This is a genomic window from Ferrovibrio sp. (genome assembly GCF_029255545.1).
Taxonomy (GTDB): domain Bacteria; phylum Pseudomonadota; class Alphaproteobacteria; order Ferrovibrionales; family Ferrovibrionaceae; genus Ferrovibrio.
Genome location: NZ_JANLJJ010000011.1, coordinates 37,374 through 53,548, shown reverse-complemented (window position 1 = coordinate 53,548; position 16,175 = coordinate 37,374). Strand labels below are relative to the sequence as shown.

Sequence of the window (16,175 nt, the reverse complement as noted above, 5' to 3'; positions counted from 1 at the left end):
AATGACCGAACTCGGTAAAATCATCGCCCGCTGGCAGGGCCTGGGCGGCTGGCGCCGTTATGCCGCCGCCGCCGGCCTTGGCGCGCTGCTTGCCGCGGCCCAGGCGCCGCTTTATCTGTGCCCGCTCGGCCTGGCCGCGCTGGTCGCCGCGCAGCTGCTGGTGGAAGGCGGTCCCAAAAGCGGTCGGCGCCAGGCCTTCTTCACGCTGTATGTCTTTGCCTACGGCTATTTTGTCGCGGGTCTGTACTGGATCGGCATCGCCTTTTTCGTCGATGCCGAACGCTTCGCGATCCTGCTGCCGCTGCCGGTGCTTGGCCTGCCCCTGCTGCTGGCGCTGTTCCCCGCCGGCGGCGCCTGGCTCGGCCGGCTTGCCGGCGGGCGCAGCATGGCCTGGCGCCACCTGCTGCTGCCATGTGGCTGGCTGCTGGGCGAATGGCTGCGCTCTTTTGTGCTGACCGGCTTTCCGTGGAACCTGGTCGGTTATGTCTGGGGCGGCTGGCCGGCCACCATGCAGGCTGCGGCCTGGATCGGCGCCCATGGCCTGGGCTTTGCCACCATGCTGGCCTGCAGCGGCCTGGCGCTGGCGGCCATGCCGGCGGCGTCGCGGCGGCAGCGCCTCGCGGGGCTGGCCCTGCCGCTCGGCTTTGCGCTCCTGCTTGGTGCCGGCGCGCTGCGGGTCTGGCAGGCTCCGTTCGAGACCATGCCCGGCATCCAGCTGCGCCTGGTGCAGCCCAGCGTGGCGCAGACCCTGAAATGGCGCGACGACCTGCGGCAGAAGCACCTGCAGGCCCATGTCGCGCTCAGCCTGCAGCCTGCGGCCATTGCGCCGACGCATATCATCTGGCCGGAAACCGCGATCCCCTATCTGCTGGATGAGGAAACCGCCCTGCGCGAGGCGCTGGCGCGACTGGCGCCGGCCGGCGGCGCGCTGATCACCGGCGCGCCCAGACGGGAATTCAGCAGTGGCCCCGGCGCGTCGCGCAACCTGGTGCTCTACAACAGCATCTTCGTGCTGGCTTCAGACGGCACGTTGCCGGCGCAGTATGACAAGATCCATCTGGTGCCGTTTGGTGAATACCTGCCCTTCCGCGGCCTGCTGCGGCCGCTCGGCCTCGACGCGCTGGCTGTCGGCAGCGTCGATTTCTCCTTCGGCGCCGCCGCGGCGCCGCTGGCTGTTCCCGGCCTGCCGGCGGCCCGCGCCCTGGTCTGCTACGAGGCGATCTTTCCCGCCGAGGTGGCGGCGGACGGCGCTTCCGTCCGCTGGCTGCTCAACCTGACCAACGATGCCTGGTTCGGCCGCTCCTCCGGCCCCTACCAGCATCTCGCCGCTTCCCGCTTCCGCGCCGTCGAGCAGGGCCTGCCGCTGGTGCGCGCCGCCAATAACGGCATCAGCGCCATCGTCGACCCCTATGGCCGCATGATCGCCAGCCTGGGGCTGGATGCGGTTGGCGTGGTGGATGGCCCCCTGCCGATGCCGTTGGGGAAGCCCACCGTCTATGGCCGGTTTGGCGACTGGCCGGCGCTGCTTCTTGCCGCGCTGCTGCTTTTGTTGGGCGCGGTGCTTCGCCGTGCGCGGATTAATCATTGACCCCGTCGACGGAGGTCGCTTTATTCAGCCGGTGACCGCAGAAGCGGTATCGCATCGACGGCCGGCTTGGCCGCACCAGAATAAAGGACCGTCCAGTGCCGAAGAATTCGGTTGATGTGCATGTCGGGAATCGCCTGAAACTGCGCCGTGCCATGGTTGGCATGAGCCAGGATCGGCTCGGCCAACTGGTCGGCCTGACTTTCCAGCAGATCCAGAAATACGAAAAGGGCGCCAACCGCATCGGCGCCAGCCGGCTGTTCCAGTTCGCCACGATCCTGGACGTGCCGCCGGCCTATTTCTTCGAAGGCCTGGAGGGCCAGCCCGTCGAATCGCGCAATGGCCGGCTGCTTGAACCGGTGGTGGTTGCAGATGGCCAGTTGCCCTCGTTCAGTCGCGAGGATGTCGAATTGCTGCGTGCTTTCCACCAGTTGCGCCAGCCTGGCATGCGGCGGCGCATCATCGACCTGGTGCGGGCCATGAGCGGGCCGACAATGATGGAAGAGGCCGCCCCGGCCCCGATCCGGTCACTGCATTCGGCCTGATCCGGGCGGCATTCCGCTTGACCCCCGCCGTAACCTCTGCGAAATAACCGGACTTTCGCGTTTTCCCAATTCCGGCGTGCGCCAAGCGCTGGTGCGGGGCGAAACAGCTTCGGGCCGGTTGGCGCGGCCGCTTGAGGAGATAAAACGTGGCGCGTTCTTCTTATCTGTTCACCAGTGAATCGGTTTCCGAGGGCCATCCCGACAAGGTCTGCGACCAGATCTCGGATGCCGTGCTCGATCTCTTCCTGACGGAAGATCCCTATGCCCGCGTGGCCTGCGAGACGCTGACCACCACCAACCGCATCGTGCTGGCCGGCGAAGTGCGCGGCCCGAAGAGCCTGGTGTCGAAGTCGGGCGCGGTGAACAAGAAGAAGATCGAAGAGGTGGCGCGCGCCACCGTGAAGAAGATCGGCTACGAGCAGAAGGGCTTCCACTGGAAGACCGCCAAGGTCGAGGTGCTGCTGCACGGCCAGTCGGCCGATATCGCGGTCGGCGTTGATGCCGCTGGCAACAAGGACGAGGGCGCCGGCGACCAGGGCATCATGTTCGGTTATGCCTGCAACGAGACGCCGGAGCTGATGCCGGCGCCGATCCAGCTGTCGCACAATATCCTCAAGTTGATGGCCGATGCGCGCCACAGCGGCAAGGAGCCGCTGCTCGGCCCCGACGCCAAGAGCCAGGTCACCCTGCTCTACAAGAATGGCAAGCCGACCGGCGCCACCGCCATCGTCGTCTCGACCCAGCATGCCGCCAAGGACAAGAAGGGCCGCGAGCTGGAGAGCGGCGACATCAAGCGCATCGTGCGTCCCTATGTGCTGAAGGCCCTGCCGAAGGGCTGGATGTGCGATGACGAGCATTTCTACGTCAATCCGACCGGCCGCTTCGTTATCGGCGGTCCGGACGGCGATGCCGGCCTGACCGGCCGCAAGATCATCGTCGACACCTACGGCGGCGCGGCGCCCCATGGCGGCGGCGCTTTCTCGGGCAAGGATCCGACCAAGGTCGATCGCTCGGCCGCCTATGCCGCGCGCTACCTGGCCAAGAACGTGGTCGCTGCCGGCCTGGCCGGCCGCTGCCTGATCCAGCTGTCTTATGCCATCGGCGTGGCGCATCCGCTGTCGGTCTATGTCGACACCTTCGGCACCGGCAAGGCGGACGAGAACAAGATCGCCAAGGTGCTGCAGGAGCTGATGAGCCTGTCGCCCCGCGGCATCCGCGAGCATCTCAAGCTCAACCGGCCGATCTATGCCCGCACTGCCGCCTACGGCCATTTTGGCCGCAAGCCGGACAAGGATGGCGGCTTCTCGTGGGAGAAGACCGATCTGGTCAAGGACCTGAAATCGGCCTTCAACGTCCGCTAAGGACGTTCAAGAGGTTTCGTGTCTGACGAGTCTCATGATGCGGCCGCGCCCCCAGGAGTATCTGGACGACGCCTGATCTACGGGCGCCGGCGCGGCCGCAAGCTTTCTCCCACCCGCGAAAGCCGCTTTGGTGACTGGCTGCCGCGCGTGTCGTTCACGCTGCCTGCGCCGGGCGTGACGCTCGATCCGGCCACGCTGTTTACAAGTCCCAAGCAGGCCTACTGGGTCGAGATCGGTTTCGGCGATGGCGGGCATCTGTTTGAACTGTCCGAGCGCCATCCCGAGATCGGCTTCATCGGCATCGAGCCTTATGAGCATGGCGTCGCCAAGCTGGTGATGCGCATCGCCGAACGCCATGAGCGCGGCGATCATAGGGATAACATCCGTATCCTCACCGACGATGCGCGGCTGCTGCTGAAGGCGCTGCCTGATCGTAGCGTGCAGCGCGGCTTCACGCTGTTTCCCGATCCCTGGCCGAAGAAGCGGCACCAGTGGCGCCGCATCGTGAATGCCGACACGCTGGCCGACTGGGCGCGGCTGATCCCTTCAGGGGGCGAGTTGCGCGTGGCCACCGACGTGCCGGATTACCAGCGCTGGATGCTGCGCCATATCCTGGCCGAGCCGCGTTTCGAATGGCTGGCCGCATGCAGTGCCGACTGGCTGCAACGACCCGAGGATTGGCCAGCCAGCAAATACGAACAGAAAGCCATCGCCGCCGGACGGACTCCGCATTACTATCGCCTGCGCCGGCTCTGACCGGACGATCCTTGCGGGGGAGGGCGGATGCCGTTCCGGCTGGGTGCTGCGGCGGCGATGGCAAGCATCCTCGCCACGCTGGTCCTGATGATTGTCAAGGCGGTGGTCGCGCCGCCGGACAATTCGGATATTGTCGGCCGCGAGGCCTTTCTGCTGCAGCATGTGCTGGTTGGCCTCGGTGGCGGGCTGGTGCTGCAGCTGATCTTCCATCGCCTGGGCGCGCCCGGCTATCGCGGTGGCCTGGCCTGGGGCCTGGGCGGTTTCCTGGCGGTCGTGCTGATACCCTGGATGATCCTGCCACTCGAAGTGCCGGGCGTCGTGCCGCGCGACGCCATCGGGCTGCTGGTCTGGCTGTTTACCGTGGCCTGCGCCGGCGGGGGGCTGTTCCTGCTGCGGCCGGGCCAGTCGCCTGGCGGAAGTCTGGCCGGCGGGAGGCTGGCCGGCGGGGGGCTGCGGTCCCTGGGTCGCTCGGCCCTCGTGCTGGGCATCGGGCTGCTCCTGCTCCCCCTGCTGGTGGTCTCCACCCTGCCGGAATGGACGGCCCTGCCGGTGGAAGCCGGCGACCCGCTGGCCGGGCTGAATGCCGGCCTGAGTTTCGAGCCCGCCGCCACCGACACCGCCCTGGGGATGGAAATGGGCCTGGGGCTTGATCTGGTATTCTGGCTGCTGCTCGGGTTTTTCTCCGTGCTGGCGACCCGTCGGGTGGTCCTGCGCCAGGGTTGAGCCAGGGTTGAGCCGGGGCTCAACCGGGGCTGAACCAGGGGCTGAACCAGGGGCTGAAAAGCCTTGCATTGACGGAATTTGCCGCTATAACAGCCTCCGACATTGCTGGCCTGGTCCATGGTCGGATCGGGGAATTGGATATGGGCCGGTCGGCCCATTTTTTGTTTGTGCCGTATGGGTTTGGCGACCCGCCGGCAGAACCGGGCCGGCGGGTTTCAGACCTGAATTTGAGGACGACAGCGCACGCATGGATGCGGCCGCCCGAATTGCGGATATGATTGCACCCACCCTGGAGGCCATGGGCTTCCAGCTGGTGCGCGTCAAGCTGATCGGTGCGCAGCGCCCGGTGCTGCAGATCATGTTCGAGCGCGAGACCGGCGGCGCCCCGCATGACGGCGGCGTGACCGTCGATGATTGCGCCGATGTCAGCCGCGCGGTGAGCGCGCTGCTTGATGTGGAAGACCCGATCAGCGGCGCCTACCGGCTGGAAGTCTCGTCGCCGGGGCTGGATCGGCCGCTGGTGAAGCCGGCGGATTTCGAGCGGTTCAAGAGTTTTGAGGCCAAGATCGAATTGGCCCGGCCGCTTGATGGCCGCAAACGGTTCCGCGGCCGCCTCAAGGGGTTGCGGGGCGATGCCGTGCTGCTGGCGGACGAGGAATCGGGCGCGGAAACGCCGCTGCCGGTTGCCGAGATCGCCACTGCCAAGCTGGTCGTCACCGACGACCTGATCGCTGCCGCGCTGGCGGGGCGGCCGACCGCGGCTCAGTAACGCCGCGCCGGGGTTTCAACAGGGATTTGTACGGGTAACGAGTTCGAGGAACAGGAACGATGGAAACGGTGACCAGTTTCAACCGGCTCGAGCTGCTGCAGGTGGCCGATGCCGTGGCCCGCGAGAAGGCCATCGAGCGCGATGTCGTGCTGATGGCGATGGAAGACGCGATCCAGAAGGCGGCGCGCTCGCGCTACGGCCTGGAGAACGACATCCATGCCGAGATCGACCGCAAGACTGGTGAGATCCGGCTGGAGCGGCATCTGCAGGTGGTCGACAAGATCGAGAACGACGCCGTCGAGATCGGCGTGATCGAGGCGCAGCGCCGCAATCCGGATGCCCAGGTCGGCGACGTGATCGCCGAGCCGCTGCCGCCGATCGATTTCGGCCGCATCGCCGCGCAGACCGCCAAGCAGGTGATCGTGCAGAAGGTGCGCGAGGCCGAGCGCGAGCGGCAGTATAACGAATACAAGGACCGCATCGGCGAGATCGTCAACGGCCTGGTCAAGCGCGTGGAATACGGCAATGTCACCATCGATCTCGGCCGCGCCGAGGCGATCGTGCGCCGCGACGAATTGCTGCCGCGCGAAACCTTCCGCCAGGGTGATCGGGCGCGCGCCTATATCTACGACGTGCGCCGCGAGCCGCGCGGGCCGCAGATTTTCCTGTCGCGCTCGCATCCGCAGTTCATGGCCAAGCTGTTTGCCCAGGAAGTGCCGGAAGTCTATGACGGCATCATCGAGATCCGCGCCGTGGCGCGCGACCCGGGCAGCCGCGCCAAGATCGCCGTGCTGTCCAACGACAATTCGATCGATCCGGTCGGCGCCTGCGTCGGCATGCGCGGCAGCCGCGTGCAGGCCGTGGTGAACGAATTGCAGGGCGAGAAGATCGACATCATCAAATGGTCGCCCGATCCGGCCACCTTCATCGTCAATGCGCTGGCGCCGGCCGAAGTGGCCAAGGTGGTGCTGGACGAGGAAGCCAATTCGGTTGAGGTCGTGGTGCCGACCGACCAGCTGTCGCTGGCCATCGGCCGCCGCGGCCAGAATGTTCGCCTGGCCTCGCAGCTGACCGGCTACGACATCGACATCCTGACCGAGGAAGAAGAGAGCGAGCGCCGCCAGAAGGAATTCCGCGAGCGCAGCCAGCTTTTCATCGACGCGCTGGATGTCGACGAGACCCTGGCCCAGCTGCTGGTCACCGAAGGCTTCACCAAGGTCGAGGAACTGGCCTATCTGCCGGTCGAGGAACTGGCCGAGATCGAAGGCTTTGATGGCGACATCGCCAACGAGCTGCATGAGCGCGCGCTGGAATATATCGACAAGCGCAATTCCGAATTCGAGGAAAAGCGCAAGGCGCAGGGCGTCACCGACGAGGTGGCCGCGATCGAGGGGCTGACGCCCGCGATGCTGGTCGCGCTCGGCGAGAAGGGCGTCAAGACGCTGGATGATCTCGGTGACCTGGCCGGCGACGAGTTGCAGGAAATCGTTGGCGAGGGCCTGTCGAACGAGGATGCGAACGCCATCATCATGGCGGCGCGTCAGCACTGGTTCGAGGGCGAAGAGGAAGGTGCCGGCCAGGCGGATGCCTGACGGCAACGCCGCGCCGCAACGCCGCTGTCTGCTCAGCGGCCTGCGCGCGACACCGGATTGCCTGCTGCGCTTTGCCGTCGATGCGACGGGCGCAGTGGTGCCGGATCCGGCGCATCGGTTGCCTGGCCGCGGTTTGTGGCTGGCGCCGGCGCCGGGCGCGGTGGCGGCGGCAAAAGCCAGGGGCGCGTTCGCCCGTGGCGCGAAACGCAAGCTGCAGGTGCCAGAGGATCTGGCGGCCCGCAGCGTCGCGGCCTGGACGGCGCATGTCGCGGCCCAGGTCGCAAAGGCCCGGCGTGCCGGGTTGGTGATGGCCGATGCGGCCGCAGCGGAGACCGGCGCCATGCTGGTCGTCGACGCGGCGGCGCTCGGTTTCGGGCGGCTGGGGCTCAGGCCCACGCCGTTCACCGGCCGCCTGGCGGCCGATCTGGCATTGCTTGCCAGGCTTGTCGGCGCCGGGATTTAGGCGGTTGACGGGCCGGGTGGGGGGTGCCATGACCCGGGGCGCGCCATAGATGGTGCCGGGTCTGGTACGGAATGTGTGCATCGGACCGATGCGGATGAGTTTTGAGCGGTAGGCGGAAGCGGACTGTATGAGCGACGTGAACGAGCAGGACAAGGACAAGGCGGCGGCGCGGCCCAAGCGGCTGGAGCTGAAGAAAACCGTCGAGACCGGCCAGGTACGCCAGAGCTTCAGCCATGGCAGGACCAAGGCGGTGACGGTCGAGGTGCGCAAGAAACGCACCATCGTGCCGCCGGGTGCTGCTGCCGGCAAAGCCGAAGCCGCCCCGACGCCGGCCGCCGCGCCGACGCCTGCCGCCGCTGCGCCGAAGCCGGCTGCCACGCCCAGCGTGACGGTGCCGTCGCACGCCGAAAAGATTGCCGAATACGATGCCGCGAAGGCCGCGAAGGCCGCCGAGGAGGCCGCTGCCGCCCGTGCGGCCGAGGCCGCCAAGGCTCCGGCTGCCAAGCCGGTCGAGCCCCAGCCCGCTGCCGAACCGGCCCCGCGTCCGGCCGCCGCCGCGCCGACCGCCCGCGTGGTGGAAACCCCCCGCAGCGGCCCGCGCATGACGGCGCAGCCAACCGGTGACGTGCGTCCGGGCCGCGAACGGACCGAACGGACCGAGCGCGGCGGCGCCCAGCGCGCCCAGCGCCCGACCGGCGTCGTGCTCAAGCCGATGTCGGAGGAAGAGAAGCAGGCGCGGACCCGCGATGCCGATCTGCGCAGCCGCTTCAGCGAGATGCGCCGCGTGGCCGAAGAGGACATGCGTCGCCGCCAGGAGGAGCTTTCCCGCGTCCACGCCGAGCGCGAGGCCGCCCTGCGTCGCCAGGCCGACGAGGATGCCCGCAAGAAGGCGGAAGACGATGCCCGCAAGAAGGCCGAGGCCGAGGCGGCCCGCCGCCTGAATGCGCCGGAAACCACCGGCACCGAGGCCGCCCCCGGCGCTGCGCCGGTTGGCGCCCGTGTCGTGGCGGATGAGGATGACGAGGCTGGCGCCAAGCGCCGTGGCGCCGGCGCCAAGGTCGCGCCGGCCAAGCCGACGCCGGGCCGCGGCCGCGACGGCGCCCAGCGCCGCGCCGGCAAGCTCAGCGTGACCAAGGCGCTGGACGAAAACGAGCGCGTCCGTTCGGTGGCATCCTTCCGCCGCCGCATCGAGCGCGAAAAGCGGGCCCATCATCAGGGCGCCGCGGAGCAGCAGAAAATCTTGCGCGACGTTGTCATTCCCGAGACCATCACCGTGCAGGAGCTGGCCAACCGCATGGCCGAGCGCGGCGTCGACGTCATCAAGGCCCTGATGAAGATGGGCGTGATGGCGACGATCAACCAAACCATCGATGCCGATACCGCCGAGCTGATCGTTGGCGAATTCGGCCATCGCGTGCAGCGTGTCGCGGAATCCGACATCGAGCTGGGCCTGGGCGGCGAGAAGGACGAGGAGGCGGCCCTGATGCCGCGTCCGCCGGTTGTCACCGTCATGGGCCATGTCGATCACGGCAAGACCTCGCTGCTCGATGCCCTGCGCCAGACCGACGTGGTCAGTGGCGAAGCCGGCGGCATCACCCAGCATATCGGCGCCTACCAGGTGCACCTGAAGTCGGGCAAGGCGATCACCTTCCTCGACACGCCGGGCCATGAAGCCTTCACCCAGATGCGCGCCCGCGGCGCTAAGGCCACCGACATCGTCGTGCTGGTGGTGGCGGCCGACGACAGCGTGATGCCGCAGACCATCGAGGCGATCCATCACGCCAAGGCGGCCGGCGTGCCGATCGTGGTGGCGATCAACAAATGCGACAAGCCGCAGGCCAATCCGCAGAAAGTGCGGCAGGAACTGCTGCAGCACGAGATTGTCGTTGAGCAGATGGGCGGCGACGTGCAGTCGATCGAGGTTTCGGCCAAGACCAAAAAGGGTCTCGACCAGCTCGAGGAAGCCGTCCTGCTGCAGTCGGAAATCCTCGACCTCAAGGCCAATCCGGATCGCCGCGCCGAAGGCGTGGTGATCGAAGCCAAGCTGGAGCGCGGCCGTGGCTCGGTGGCCACCGTGCTGGTCCAGCGCGGCACCCTGCATGTCGGCGACGTGTTCGTGGCCGGCCCGTCATGGGGCCGCGTGCGCGCCCTGATCGACGATCACGGCAAGAACGTGGTTTCAGCCGGCCCGGCCGTTCCAGTCGAGGTGCTCGGCCTGCAGGGCAATCCGGAAGCCGGCGACGAGTTTGTCGTCGTCGACAACGAGGCGCGGGCCCGCGAGGTCGCGGAATTCCGCGAGCGCAAGCAGCGCGAGGCCAAATCCGCCATCTCCGCGCGCGGCACGCTGGAGCAGATGTTCTCCAAGATCCAGGCTGGCGAAGCCAAGGAACTGCCGATCGTCATCAAGACCGACGTGCAGGGCTCGCTCGAAGCGATCATGGGCTCGATCAACAAGCTGGCCACCGATGAAGTTGCGGTGCGCATCCTGCATGGCGCCGTCGGCGGCATCAATGAATCGGATATCGCCCTGGCGGCGGCCTCGAAGGGCGCCATCATCGCCTTCAATGTGCGCGCCTCCAAACAGGCGCGCGAGATGGCCGAGCGCGATGGCGTCGACATCCGCTATTACTCGATCATCTACAACGTGCTGGATGACCTGAAGGCCCTGCTGTCGGGCATGCTGGCGCCGTCGATCCGCGAGCGTTTCCTCGGCTATGCCGAGATCCGCGAGGTGTTCAACATCACCAAGGTCGGCAAGGTCGCCGGCTGCATGGTCACCGAGGGGCTGGTCAAGCGCGGCGCCAAGGTCCGCCTGCTGCGCGACAACGTGGTGATCCACGAAGGCCAGCTTTCGACCCTCAAGCGCTTCAAGGACGATGTCCGCGAGGTCAAGCAGGGCATGGATTGCGGTATGTCGTTCGAGAATTACGACGACATCAAGCAGGGCGACGTCATCGAGTGTTTCGAACTCGAGAGCGTGGCGCGCGAGCTTTAAGCGCGCCACAGTCCGACGGAGTGATGGATCATGGCGCAGCGCGGCAAGGGCGCCCGTAGCGGTGCACGCGGCAGTCGTTCCCAGGCCGGCAACTCTCTGGCCGACCTGCCGGGCGGCCGCAGCCAGCGGCAGCTCAGGGTCGGCGAGGAGCTGCGCCATATCCTGAGCGACATCCTGCTGCGCGGCCATTTCCGCGACCCCGATCTGGTCGATGGCGTATCGGTCACCGTCACCGAGGTGCGGGTCAGCCCAGACCTGCGCAATGCCACCGCCTTCGTCATGCCGCTCGGTGGAGGTAAGGGGGGTGGCGAGGACGCGACGAAGACCATCGCGGCGCTGAACCGCGCCCAGGCCTATATCCGCACCGAAGCGGCCCACCGCATCAACCTGCGACTGGCGCCGAGTTTCTCCTTCAAACTGGACGAGAGCTTCGACGAGGCCGCCCGCGTCGAACGCGCGCTGCTGCATCCCGCCGTGCAGGCCGACCTGAAGAAGCCGGCCGACGACGGGACCGAGGAATGAAACGGAAGGGCCGCCCGGTCCATGGCTGGGTGATCGTCGACAAGCCGCTTGGCCTGACCTCGACCCAGTGCCTGGCGAAGGTGCGCCGCCTGACCCAGGCGGCCAAGGCCGGCCATGGCGGCACTCTCGATCCGCTGGCCACCGGCATCCTGCCGATCGCGCTGGGCGAGGCGACCAAGACGGTCGCCTATGTCATGGGGTCGGGCAAAACCTACCGTTTCACCGTGCGCTGGGGCGAAGCGACCGCCACCGACGATGCCGAGGGCGAGGTGATCGCCCGCTCGGACGTGCGGCCGGACCGGACCGCCATCGCGGCCATGCTGCCGCAGTTCATCGGCGAAATCATGCAGCGCCCGCCGGCCTATTCGGCGCTCAAGATCGCTGGCGCCCGCGCCTATGACCTAGCCAGGGCCGGCCAGCCCCCCGACCTGGCGCCCCGGCCGATCCGGATCGATGCCCTGCGGCTGGTCGATACTCCGGATCCGGATCATGCCGTGTTCGAGGTGGATTGCGGCAAGGGCGCCTATGTGCGGGCCCTGGCGCGGGATTTTGGTCAGGTTCTGGGGTGTTTCGGCCATGTCGTCGCCCTGCGCCGCACCCGGGTCGGCCGCTACGGCGAAGACCGGGCTTTTTCGCTGGATTCGCTGGAGGAACTGTGCCAAAAGGACGCCGCGCACGCGTATCTGCTGCCGGTTGAAACCGCGCTGGACGACATCCCGGCCCTGGTTGTAACCGGCCCCCAGGCCGACCGCCTCAGGCACGGCCAGTCGATACGGATCGCGATTGCGGCTCCCGGACTCCCGCCGGAAGGAGAAATGCTGGTGACAGCCGACGGCAAGGCCGTTGGAATTGCCGAGCGTCTCGCCGACGAGGTCAGGCCGCTGCGTTTGTTCAACCTATGATGTCGCGGAGTTAGTCGCATGACCATCACTGCCGAGCGCAAGACCGCGCTGGTTTCCGAATTCGCCACCAAGAAGGGCGACACCGGTTCGCCGGACGTCCAGGTGGCTCTGCTCACCGAGCGGATCAACAACCTCACCGAACACTTCAAGACCCACAAGAAAGACGTGCATTCGCGTCGCGGCCTGCTGATGATGGTCAGCAAGCGCCGCAGCCTGCTCGACTATCTCAAGCGCACGGATACGCCGCGTTACGACGCACTGATCCAGCGCCTGGGTCTGCGCAAGTAACGATATGGCCGCTGGCGCGATACGAACCGCGAGCGGCCGTATTCCGGACACGACATGCCACGCCCGCCTTCGGCATTTCAGCCGGGGGCGGGCGTTGGTGTTTCGGGGATAGTCCGGGCAGGCCGGCATTCGGGATGGGCCCGCAATGCCGGTTCGCCGAGAACGGCTGACGATCAGCCGTATCGGCCGGGTGGGAGGCGATGGGCGCCGTCCCGCCGGGCGCCGCCGGTCAGGGACCGCGGCGCTTCAGAAGGAAGAAGGTCAATATGTTCAACATCCACAAAACCGAATTGATGTGGGGCGGGCGCAAGCTCGTGATCGAAACCGGCAAGGTCGCCCGTCAGGCCGACGGCGCCGTGATGGTGACCTATGGCGACACCATCGTGCTGTGCACTGCGGTGGCCGCGAAGTCGCCGAAGCCGGGCGTGGATTTTTTCCCGCTCACCGTGAATTACCAGGAGAAGACCTTTGCCGCGGGCAAGATTCCCGGCGGCTTCTTCAAGCGTGAAGGCCGTCCGAGCGAGAAGGAGACGCTGGTCTCCCGCCTGATCGACCGTCCGATCCGCCCGCTGTTCGCCGAGGGCTTCCGCAACGAGACCCAGGTGGTCGCCACCGTGCTGTCGCACGACATGGAGAACGATCCCGACATCGTCGCCATGGTCGGTGCCTCGGCCGCGCTCACCATCTCGGGCATTCCCTTCATGGGCCCGATCGGCGCCGCCCGCGTCGCCTATATCAACGGCGAATACGTGCTGAACCCGACCAAGTCGCAGATGGCTGATTCCAAGCTCGACCTCGTCGTCGCCGGCACCGCCGACGCCGTGCTGATGGTCGAGTCGGAAGCCCAGCAGCTGCCGGAAGACGTCATGCTTGGCGCCGTGATGCATGGCCACAAGGGCTTCCAGCCGGTCATCGAGGCCATCATCGGCCTGGCCGAGCGCGCCGCCAAGGACGCGATGCCGCTGTCCGAGCGCTCGGGCTACGAAGCCGCGCTGAAGAAGCTGGAAGCCGCCGGCATCGAAGCCGAGCTGCGCGTCGCCTACCAGGAGAAGGTCAAGCAGGCCCGCTACGCCAAGGTTGGCGAAGTGAAGGCCAAGGCCAAGACGCTGTTCGCCGAGGGCGAGGCCAATCCGGTCGACGTCTCGGATGCCTTCAAGGATCTCGAAGCCAAGGTCGTGCGCTTCAACATCCTCGATACCGGCCTGCGCATCGATGGCCGCGACACCAAGACCGTGCGTCCGATCGTCTCGGAAGTCGGCGTGCTGCCGCGCGCCCATGGCGCGGCCCTGTTCACCCGCGGCGAGACCCAGGCGCTGGTCGTCACCACGCTGGGCACCGGCACGGACGAGCAGATCATCGACGCGCTCGATGGCGAGTATCGCGAATCCTTCATGCTGCATTACAACTTCCCGCCCTACTCGGTCGGCGAAGCCGGCCGCATGGGCTCGCCCGGTCGCCGCGAGATCGGCCACGGCAAGCTGGCCTGGCGCGCCGTGCGCCCGCTGCTGCCGGCGAAGGAAGAGTTCCCCTATACGATCCGCGTCGTCTCGGAAATCACCGAGTCGAACGGCTCCTCCTCGATGGCCACCGTCTGCGGCAGCTCGCTGGCGCTGATGGATGCCGGCGTGCCGCTGAAGGCGCCGGTGGCCGGCATCGCCATGGGCCTCATCCTCGAGGGTGAGCGCTACGCCGTGCTGAGCGACATCCTCGGCGACGAGGATCATCTCGGCGACATGGACTTCAAGGTGGCCGGCACCGAGCAGGGTGTCACCTCGCTGCAGATGGACATCAAGATCGCCGGCATCACCGAGGAGATCATGCGCGTCGCCCTGGATCAGGCCAAGGCCGGCCGTATCCATATCCTCGGCGAGATGGCCAAGGCGATTTCGCAGAACCGCACCGGCGTGAAGGAAAACGCGCCGCGCATCACCACCATCACCGTGCCGAAGGACAAGATCCGCGAAGTGATCGGCTCGGGCGGCAAGGTGATCCGCGAGATCGTCGAGAAGACCGGCACCAAGATCGACATTGAGGATGATGGCACGATCAAGATCGCCTCGTCGGATCCGGCGGCGTCGGATGCCGCGATCCAGTGGATCAAGTCGATCGTCTCGGAACCCGAGGTCGGCATGATCTACAAGGGCAAGGTCGTGAAGATCGTCGATTTCGGCGCCTTCATCAACTTCTTCGGCAGCCGTGACGGCCTCGTCCATGTTTCGGAAATGGCGTCGCGGCGCGTCAACAAGCCGAGCGACGTGGTGTCGGAAGGCCAGGAAGTGCGCGTCAAGGTGCTGGGCATCGACGAGCGCGGCAAGGTTCGCCTGTCCATGAAGGTGGTTGATCAGGCCACCGGCGAGGACATCTCGAACAAGCCGAAGGCCGATGACGGCGAGGCCGCCCAGGCGGACTAAACCTCACGCAGCACCGCTGTAAACGGAAAGGCCGGGAGCGATCCCGGCCTTTTTCATGGGCTGGCGGCGATGGTCAGGATGGCGCGCTCAGCGCCGCCAGCGGCGCGATGATGCGCTGATAGCGGCCGTCGGCCCGCATGGCCCGGTAGGCGGCGCGCAGCTTCACCACTGTGTCGGCCGGCAAATTGGCCGATCCGGCAATCCAGAAGGACAGCAGGGCGAAGGGCTCGCCGGAGCGCAGCTCAACCGGGTTGAAATCCAGGCCGCGCCAAGTGGCGCGGCCCACGGCTTCCAGGGCGAACCAGCCATCGATGCGGCCGGCCTGCAGCAGGCGGGCATTGTCGATTTCGGTGGCGTTGGCCTCCAGCTGCTCCAGACCGAGCGACTGCAGGATGGATTGCAGTTCGGAACCGCGCATGACGCTGATGACCGGCAGTGCGCGGGCGGTATCGATGCTGTTGATGGTGTTGCGGTCATTGCGGGTGAAGAAAACCGCGCGGTCGACATAGACCTCGCCGATCCACACATAGCGCTTTTCCCGCTGCGGCGTGCGCAGCAATGCCGGATAGAGCGTGTCGCCCTTGTCCAAGGCCATGACGGCGCGCTGAAAGGGCAGGATGCGCACGGTGGAGTCGATGCGGATGCTGCGGGCGAGCTGCTGCGTCAGTTCCACGGCCGGACCGGTGGCGATGCCATCCTGGTCGACGATGTAGGGCGGGCGCGCCGGCGCCACGATTTGCAGGCCGGCCTGGGCAGCGGCCTGGCCAGCCGGGAGGCTGAGAACCGAGGCCAGAATGATCGCAATGCCGCGCAAGATTCCCCCTTCGATTGAACGGCAATTTAGCGGTATTTTCGTGTCATATCGACTTACGAAATGATTACCCCGGGCGGAAAGTATTGCGGTGCAGTAATATTGCCTTGCCCCGATTCGCCAGAAATATCGGGGGCTTTGAAGGGTTGTTCATGATCCTGTTGCCCGATTCCTGCCGTTTTCCAGGGGCAGACTATTCGCCATGACGCAGATGCCTGCCGATAGATCCGGATTTTTCCGCCGGCTGGCCGGCCTTGCCCTCCTGCTGATCAGCCTGAGCCTGCCTCAGGCCCAGGCCCAGACTCAGGGCCAGGCGGACGAGGCGGCGGAAATGCCGGGCGAAACCGAGGATGTTGCCGCCGGGGCCACCATCGTGCGCGGGCGTTACACCCTTGGTGATACCAGCGCCGAATGGGAAGCCGCGATCAAGGACGGCAAGCCGGAACGGATCG

General features: G+C 66.8%; 15 protein-coding genes. 14 read left to right on the top strand and 1 reads right to left on the bottom strand.

Going from position 1 to position 16,175, the window contains the following annotated elements; translation table 11 throughout:
* The first annotated feature begins 1 nt into the window (after position 1).
* From lnt to pnp, 13 genes are all read left to right on the top strand, one after another.
* Positions 2-1,588, top strand: a complete 1,587-nt coding sequence (lnt, locus tag Q1J79_RS01035; protein ID WP_300295395.1) for an apolipoprotein N-acyltransferase — start codon at positions 2-4, stop codon at positions 1,586-1,588.
* A gap of 95 nt (positions 1,589-1,683) precedes the next feature.
* Complete coding sequence (locus tag Q1J79_RS01030; RefSeq protein WP_300295393.1) at positions 1,684-2,130, top strand: helix-turn-helix domain-containing protein; 447 nt, start codon at positions 1,684-1,686, stop codon at positions 2,128-2,130.
* Positions 2,131-2,276: 146 nt separating this feature from the next.
* Complete coding sequence (gene metK / locus Q1J79_RS01025) at positions 2,277-3,491, top strand: methionine adenosyltransferase (RefSeq protein ID WP_300295391.1); 1,215 nt, start codon at positions 2,277-2,279, stop codon at positions 3,489-3,491.
* Between the two features lie 18 nt (positions 3,492-3,509).
* Complete coding sequence (gene trmB, locus Q1J79_RS01020; protein ID WP_300295390.1) at positions 3,510-4,247, top strand: tRNA (guanosine(46)-N7)-methyltransferase TrmB; 738 nt, start codon at positions 3,510-3,512, stop codon at positions 4,245-4,247.
* A gap of 27 nt (positions 4,248-4,274) precedes the next feature.
* Positions 4,275-4,970 (top strand): CbtA family protein, encoded by a 696-nt coding sequence (locus Q1J79_RS01015; RefSeq protein WP_300295389.1) that lies wholly within the window; start codon positions 4,275-4,277, stop codon positions 4,968-4,970.
* Positions 4,971-5,217: 247 nt separating this feature from the next.
* Positions 5,218-5,739, top strand: coding sequence for a ribosome maturation factor RimP (gene rimP / locus Q1J79_RS01010; RefSeq protein ID WP_300295388.1), 522 nt, complete (start codon positions 5,218-5,220; stop codon positions 5,737-5,739).
* Positions 5,740-5,798: 59 nt separating this feature from the next.
* Positions 5,799-7,331, top strand: coding sequence for a transcription termination factor NusA (gene nusA, locus Q1J79_RS01005; RefSeq protein ID WP_300295386.1), 1,533 nt, complete (start codon positions 5,799-5,801; stop codon positions 7,329-7,331).
* Positions 7,324-7,794 carry a DUF448 domain-containing protein gene (locus Q1J79_RS01000; RefSeq protein ID WP_300295384.1) on the top strand — a complete coding sequence of 157 codons (471 nt, stop codon included), beginning with the start codon at positions 7,324-7,326 and terminating at the stop codon, positions 7,792-7,794. Before nusA ends, Q1J79_RS01000 begins: the two co-directional genes overlap by 8 nt.
* A gap of 127 nt (positions 7,795-7,921) precedes the next feature.
* Positions 7,922-10,789 (top strand): translation initiation factor IF-2, encoded by a 2,868-nt coding sequence (infB, locus tag Q1J79_RS00995; RefSeq protein WP_300295382.1) that lies wholly within the window; start codon positions 7,922-7,924, stop codon positions 10,787-10,789.
* Between the two features lie 30 nt (positions 10,790-10,819).
* On the top strand, positions 10,820-11,311 hold the full coding sequence (gene rbfA, locus Q1J79_RS00990; protein WP_300295380.1) for a 30S ribosome-binding factor RbfA: 492 nt from the start codon (positions 10,820-10,822) through the stop codon (positions 11,309-11,311).
* Positions 11,308-12,213 (top strand): tRNA pseudouridine(55) synthase TruB, encoded by a 906-nt coding sequence (gene truB, locus Q1J79_RS00985; protein WP_300295378.1) that lies wholly within the window; start codon positions 11,308-11,310, stop codon positions 12,211-12,213. The genes rbfA and truB overlap by 4 nt, the downstream gene beginning before the upstream one ends.
* 18 nt (positions 12,214-12,231) lie before the next feature.
* Entirely contained in the window at positions 12,232-12,501 is a 270-nt protein-coding gene (rpsO, locus tag Q1J79_RS00980) for a 30S ribosomal protein S15 (RefSeq protein WP_300295376.1), read from the top strand.
* A gap of 266 nt (positions 12,502-12,767) precedes the next feature.
* Complete coding sequence (gene pnp / locus Q1J79_RS00975; protein WP_300295375.1) at positions 12,768-14,912, top strand: polyribonucleotide nucleotidyltransferase; 2,145 nt, start codon at positions 12,768-12,770, stop codon at positions 14,910-14,912.
* Positions 14,913-14,985: 73 nt separating this feature from the next.
* On the opposite strand, the gene Q1J79_RS00970 is transcribed toward pnp, so the two are convergent.
* Positions 14,986-15,726, bottom strand: coding sequence for an ABC transporter substrate-binding protein (locus Q1J79_RS00970; RefSeq protein WP_300295373.1), 741 nt, complete (start codon positions 15,724-15,726; stop codon positions 14,986-14,988).
* 199 nt (positions 15,727-15,925) lie between these two features.
* Here Q1J79_RS00970 and Q1J79_RS00965 point away from each other — a divergent pair.
* Positions 15,926-16,175, top strand: a 250-nt coding sequence (locus Q1J79_RS00965; protein WP_300295371.1) for a hypothetical protein, incomplete at its 3' end; no start/stop codon positions are given.

What these genes read in the sequence shown, in the direction of transcription:
- lnt (WP_300295395.1), top strand. Translation starts at nt 2, where the DNA reads ATGACCGAACTCGGTAAAATCATCGCCCGCTGGCAGGGCCTGGGCGGC.
- Q1J79_RS01015 (WP_300295389.1), top strand. Translation starts at nt 4,275, where the DNA reads ATGCCGTTCCGGCTGGGTGCTGCGGCGGCGATGGCAAGCATCCTCGCC.
- rimP (WP_300295388.1), top strand. Translation starts at nt 5,218, where the DNA reads ATGGATGCGGCCGCCCGAATTGCGGATATGATTGCACCCACCCTGGAG.
- nusA (WP_300295386.1), top strand. Translation starts at nt 5,799, where the DNA reads ATGGAAACGGTGACCAGTTTCAACCGGCTCGAGCTGCTGCAGGTGGCC.
- Q1J79_RS01000 (WP_300295384.1), top strand. Translation starts at nt 7,324, where the DNA reads ATGCCTGACGGCAACGCCGCGCCGCAACGCCGCTGTCTGCTCAGCGGC.
- infB (WP_300295382.1), top strand. Translation starts at nt 7,922, where the DNA reads ATGAGCGACGTGAACGAGCAGGACAAGGACAAGGCGGCGGCGCGGCCC.
- rbfA (WP_300295380.1), top strand. Translation starts at nt 10,820, where the DNA reads ATGGCGCAGCGCGGCAAGGGCGCCCGTAGCGGTGCACGCGGCAGTCGT.
- truB (WP_300295378.1), top strand. Translation starts at nt 11,308, where the DNA reads ATGAAACGGAAGGGCCGCCCGGTCCATGGCTGGGTGATCGTCGACAAG.
- rpsO (WP_300295376.1), top strand. Translation starts at nt 12,232, where the DNA reads ATGACCATCACTGCCGAGCGCAAGACCGCGCTGGTTTCCGAATTCGCC.
- pnp (WP_300295375.1), top strand. Translation starts at nt 12,768, where the DNA reads ATGTTCAACATCCACAAAACCGAATTGATGTGGGGCGGGCGCAAGCTC.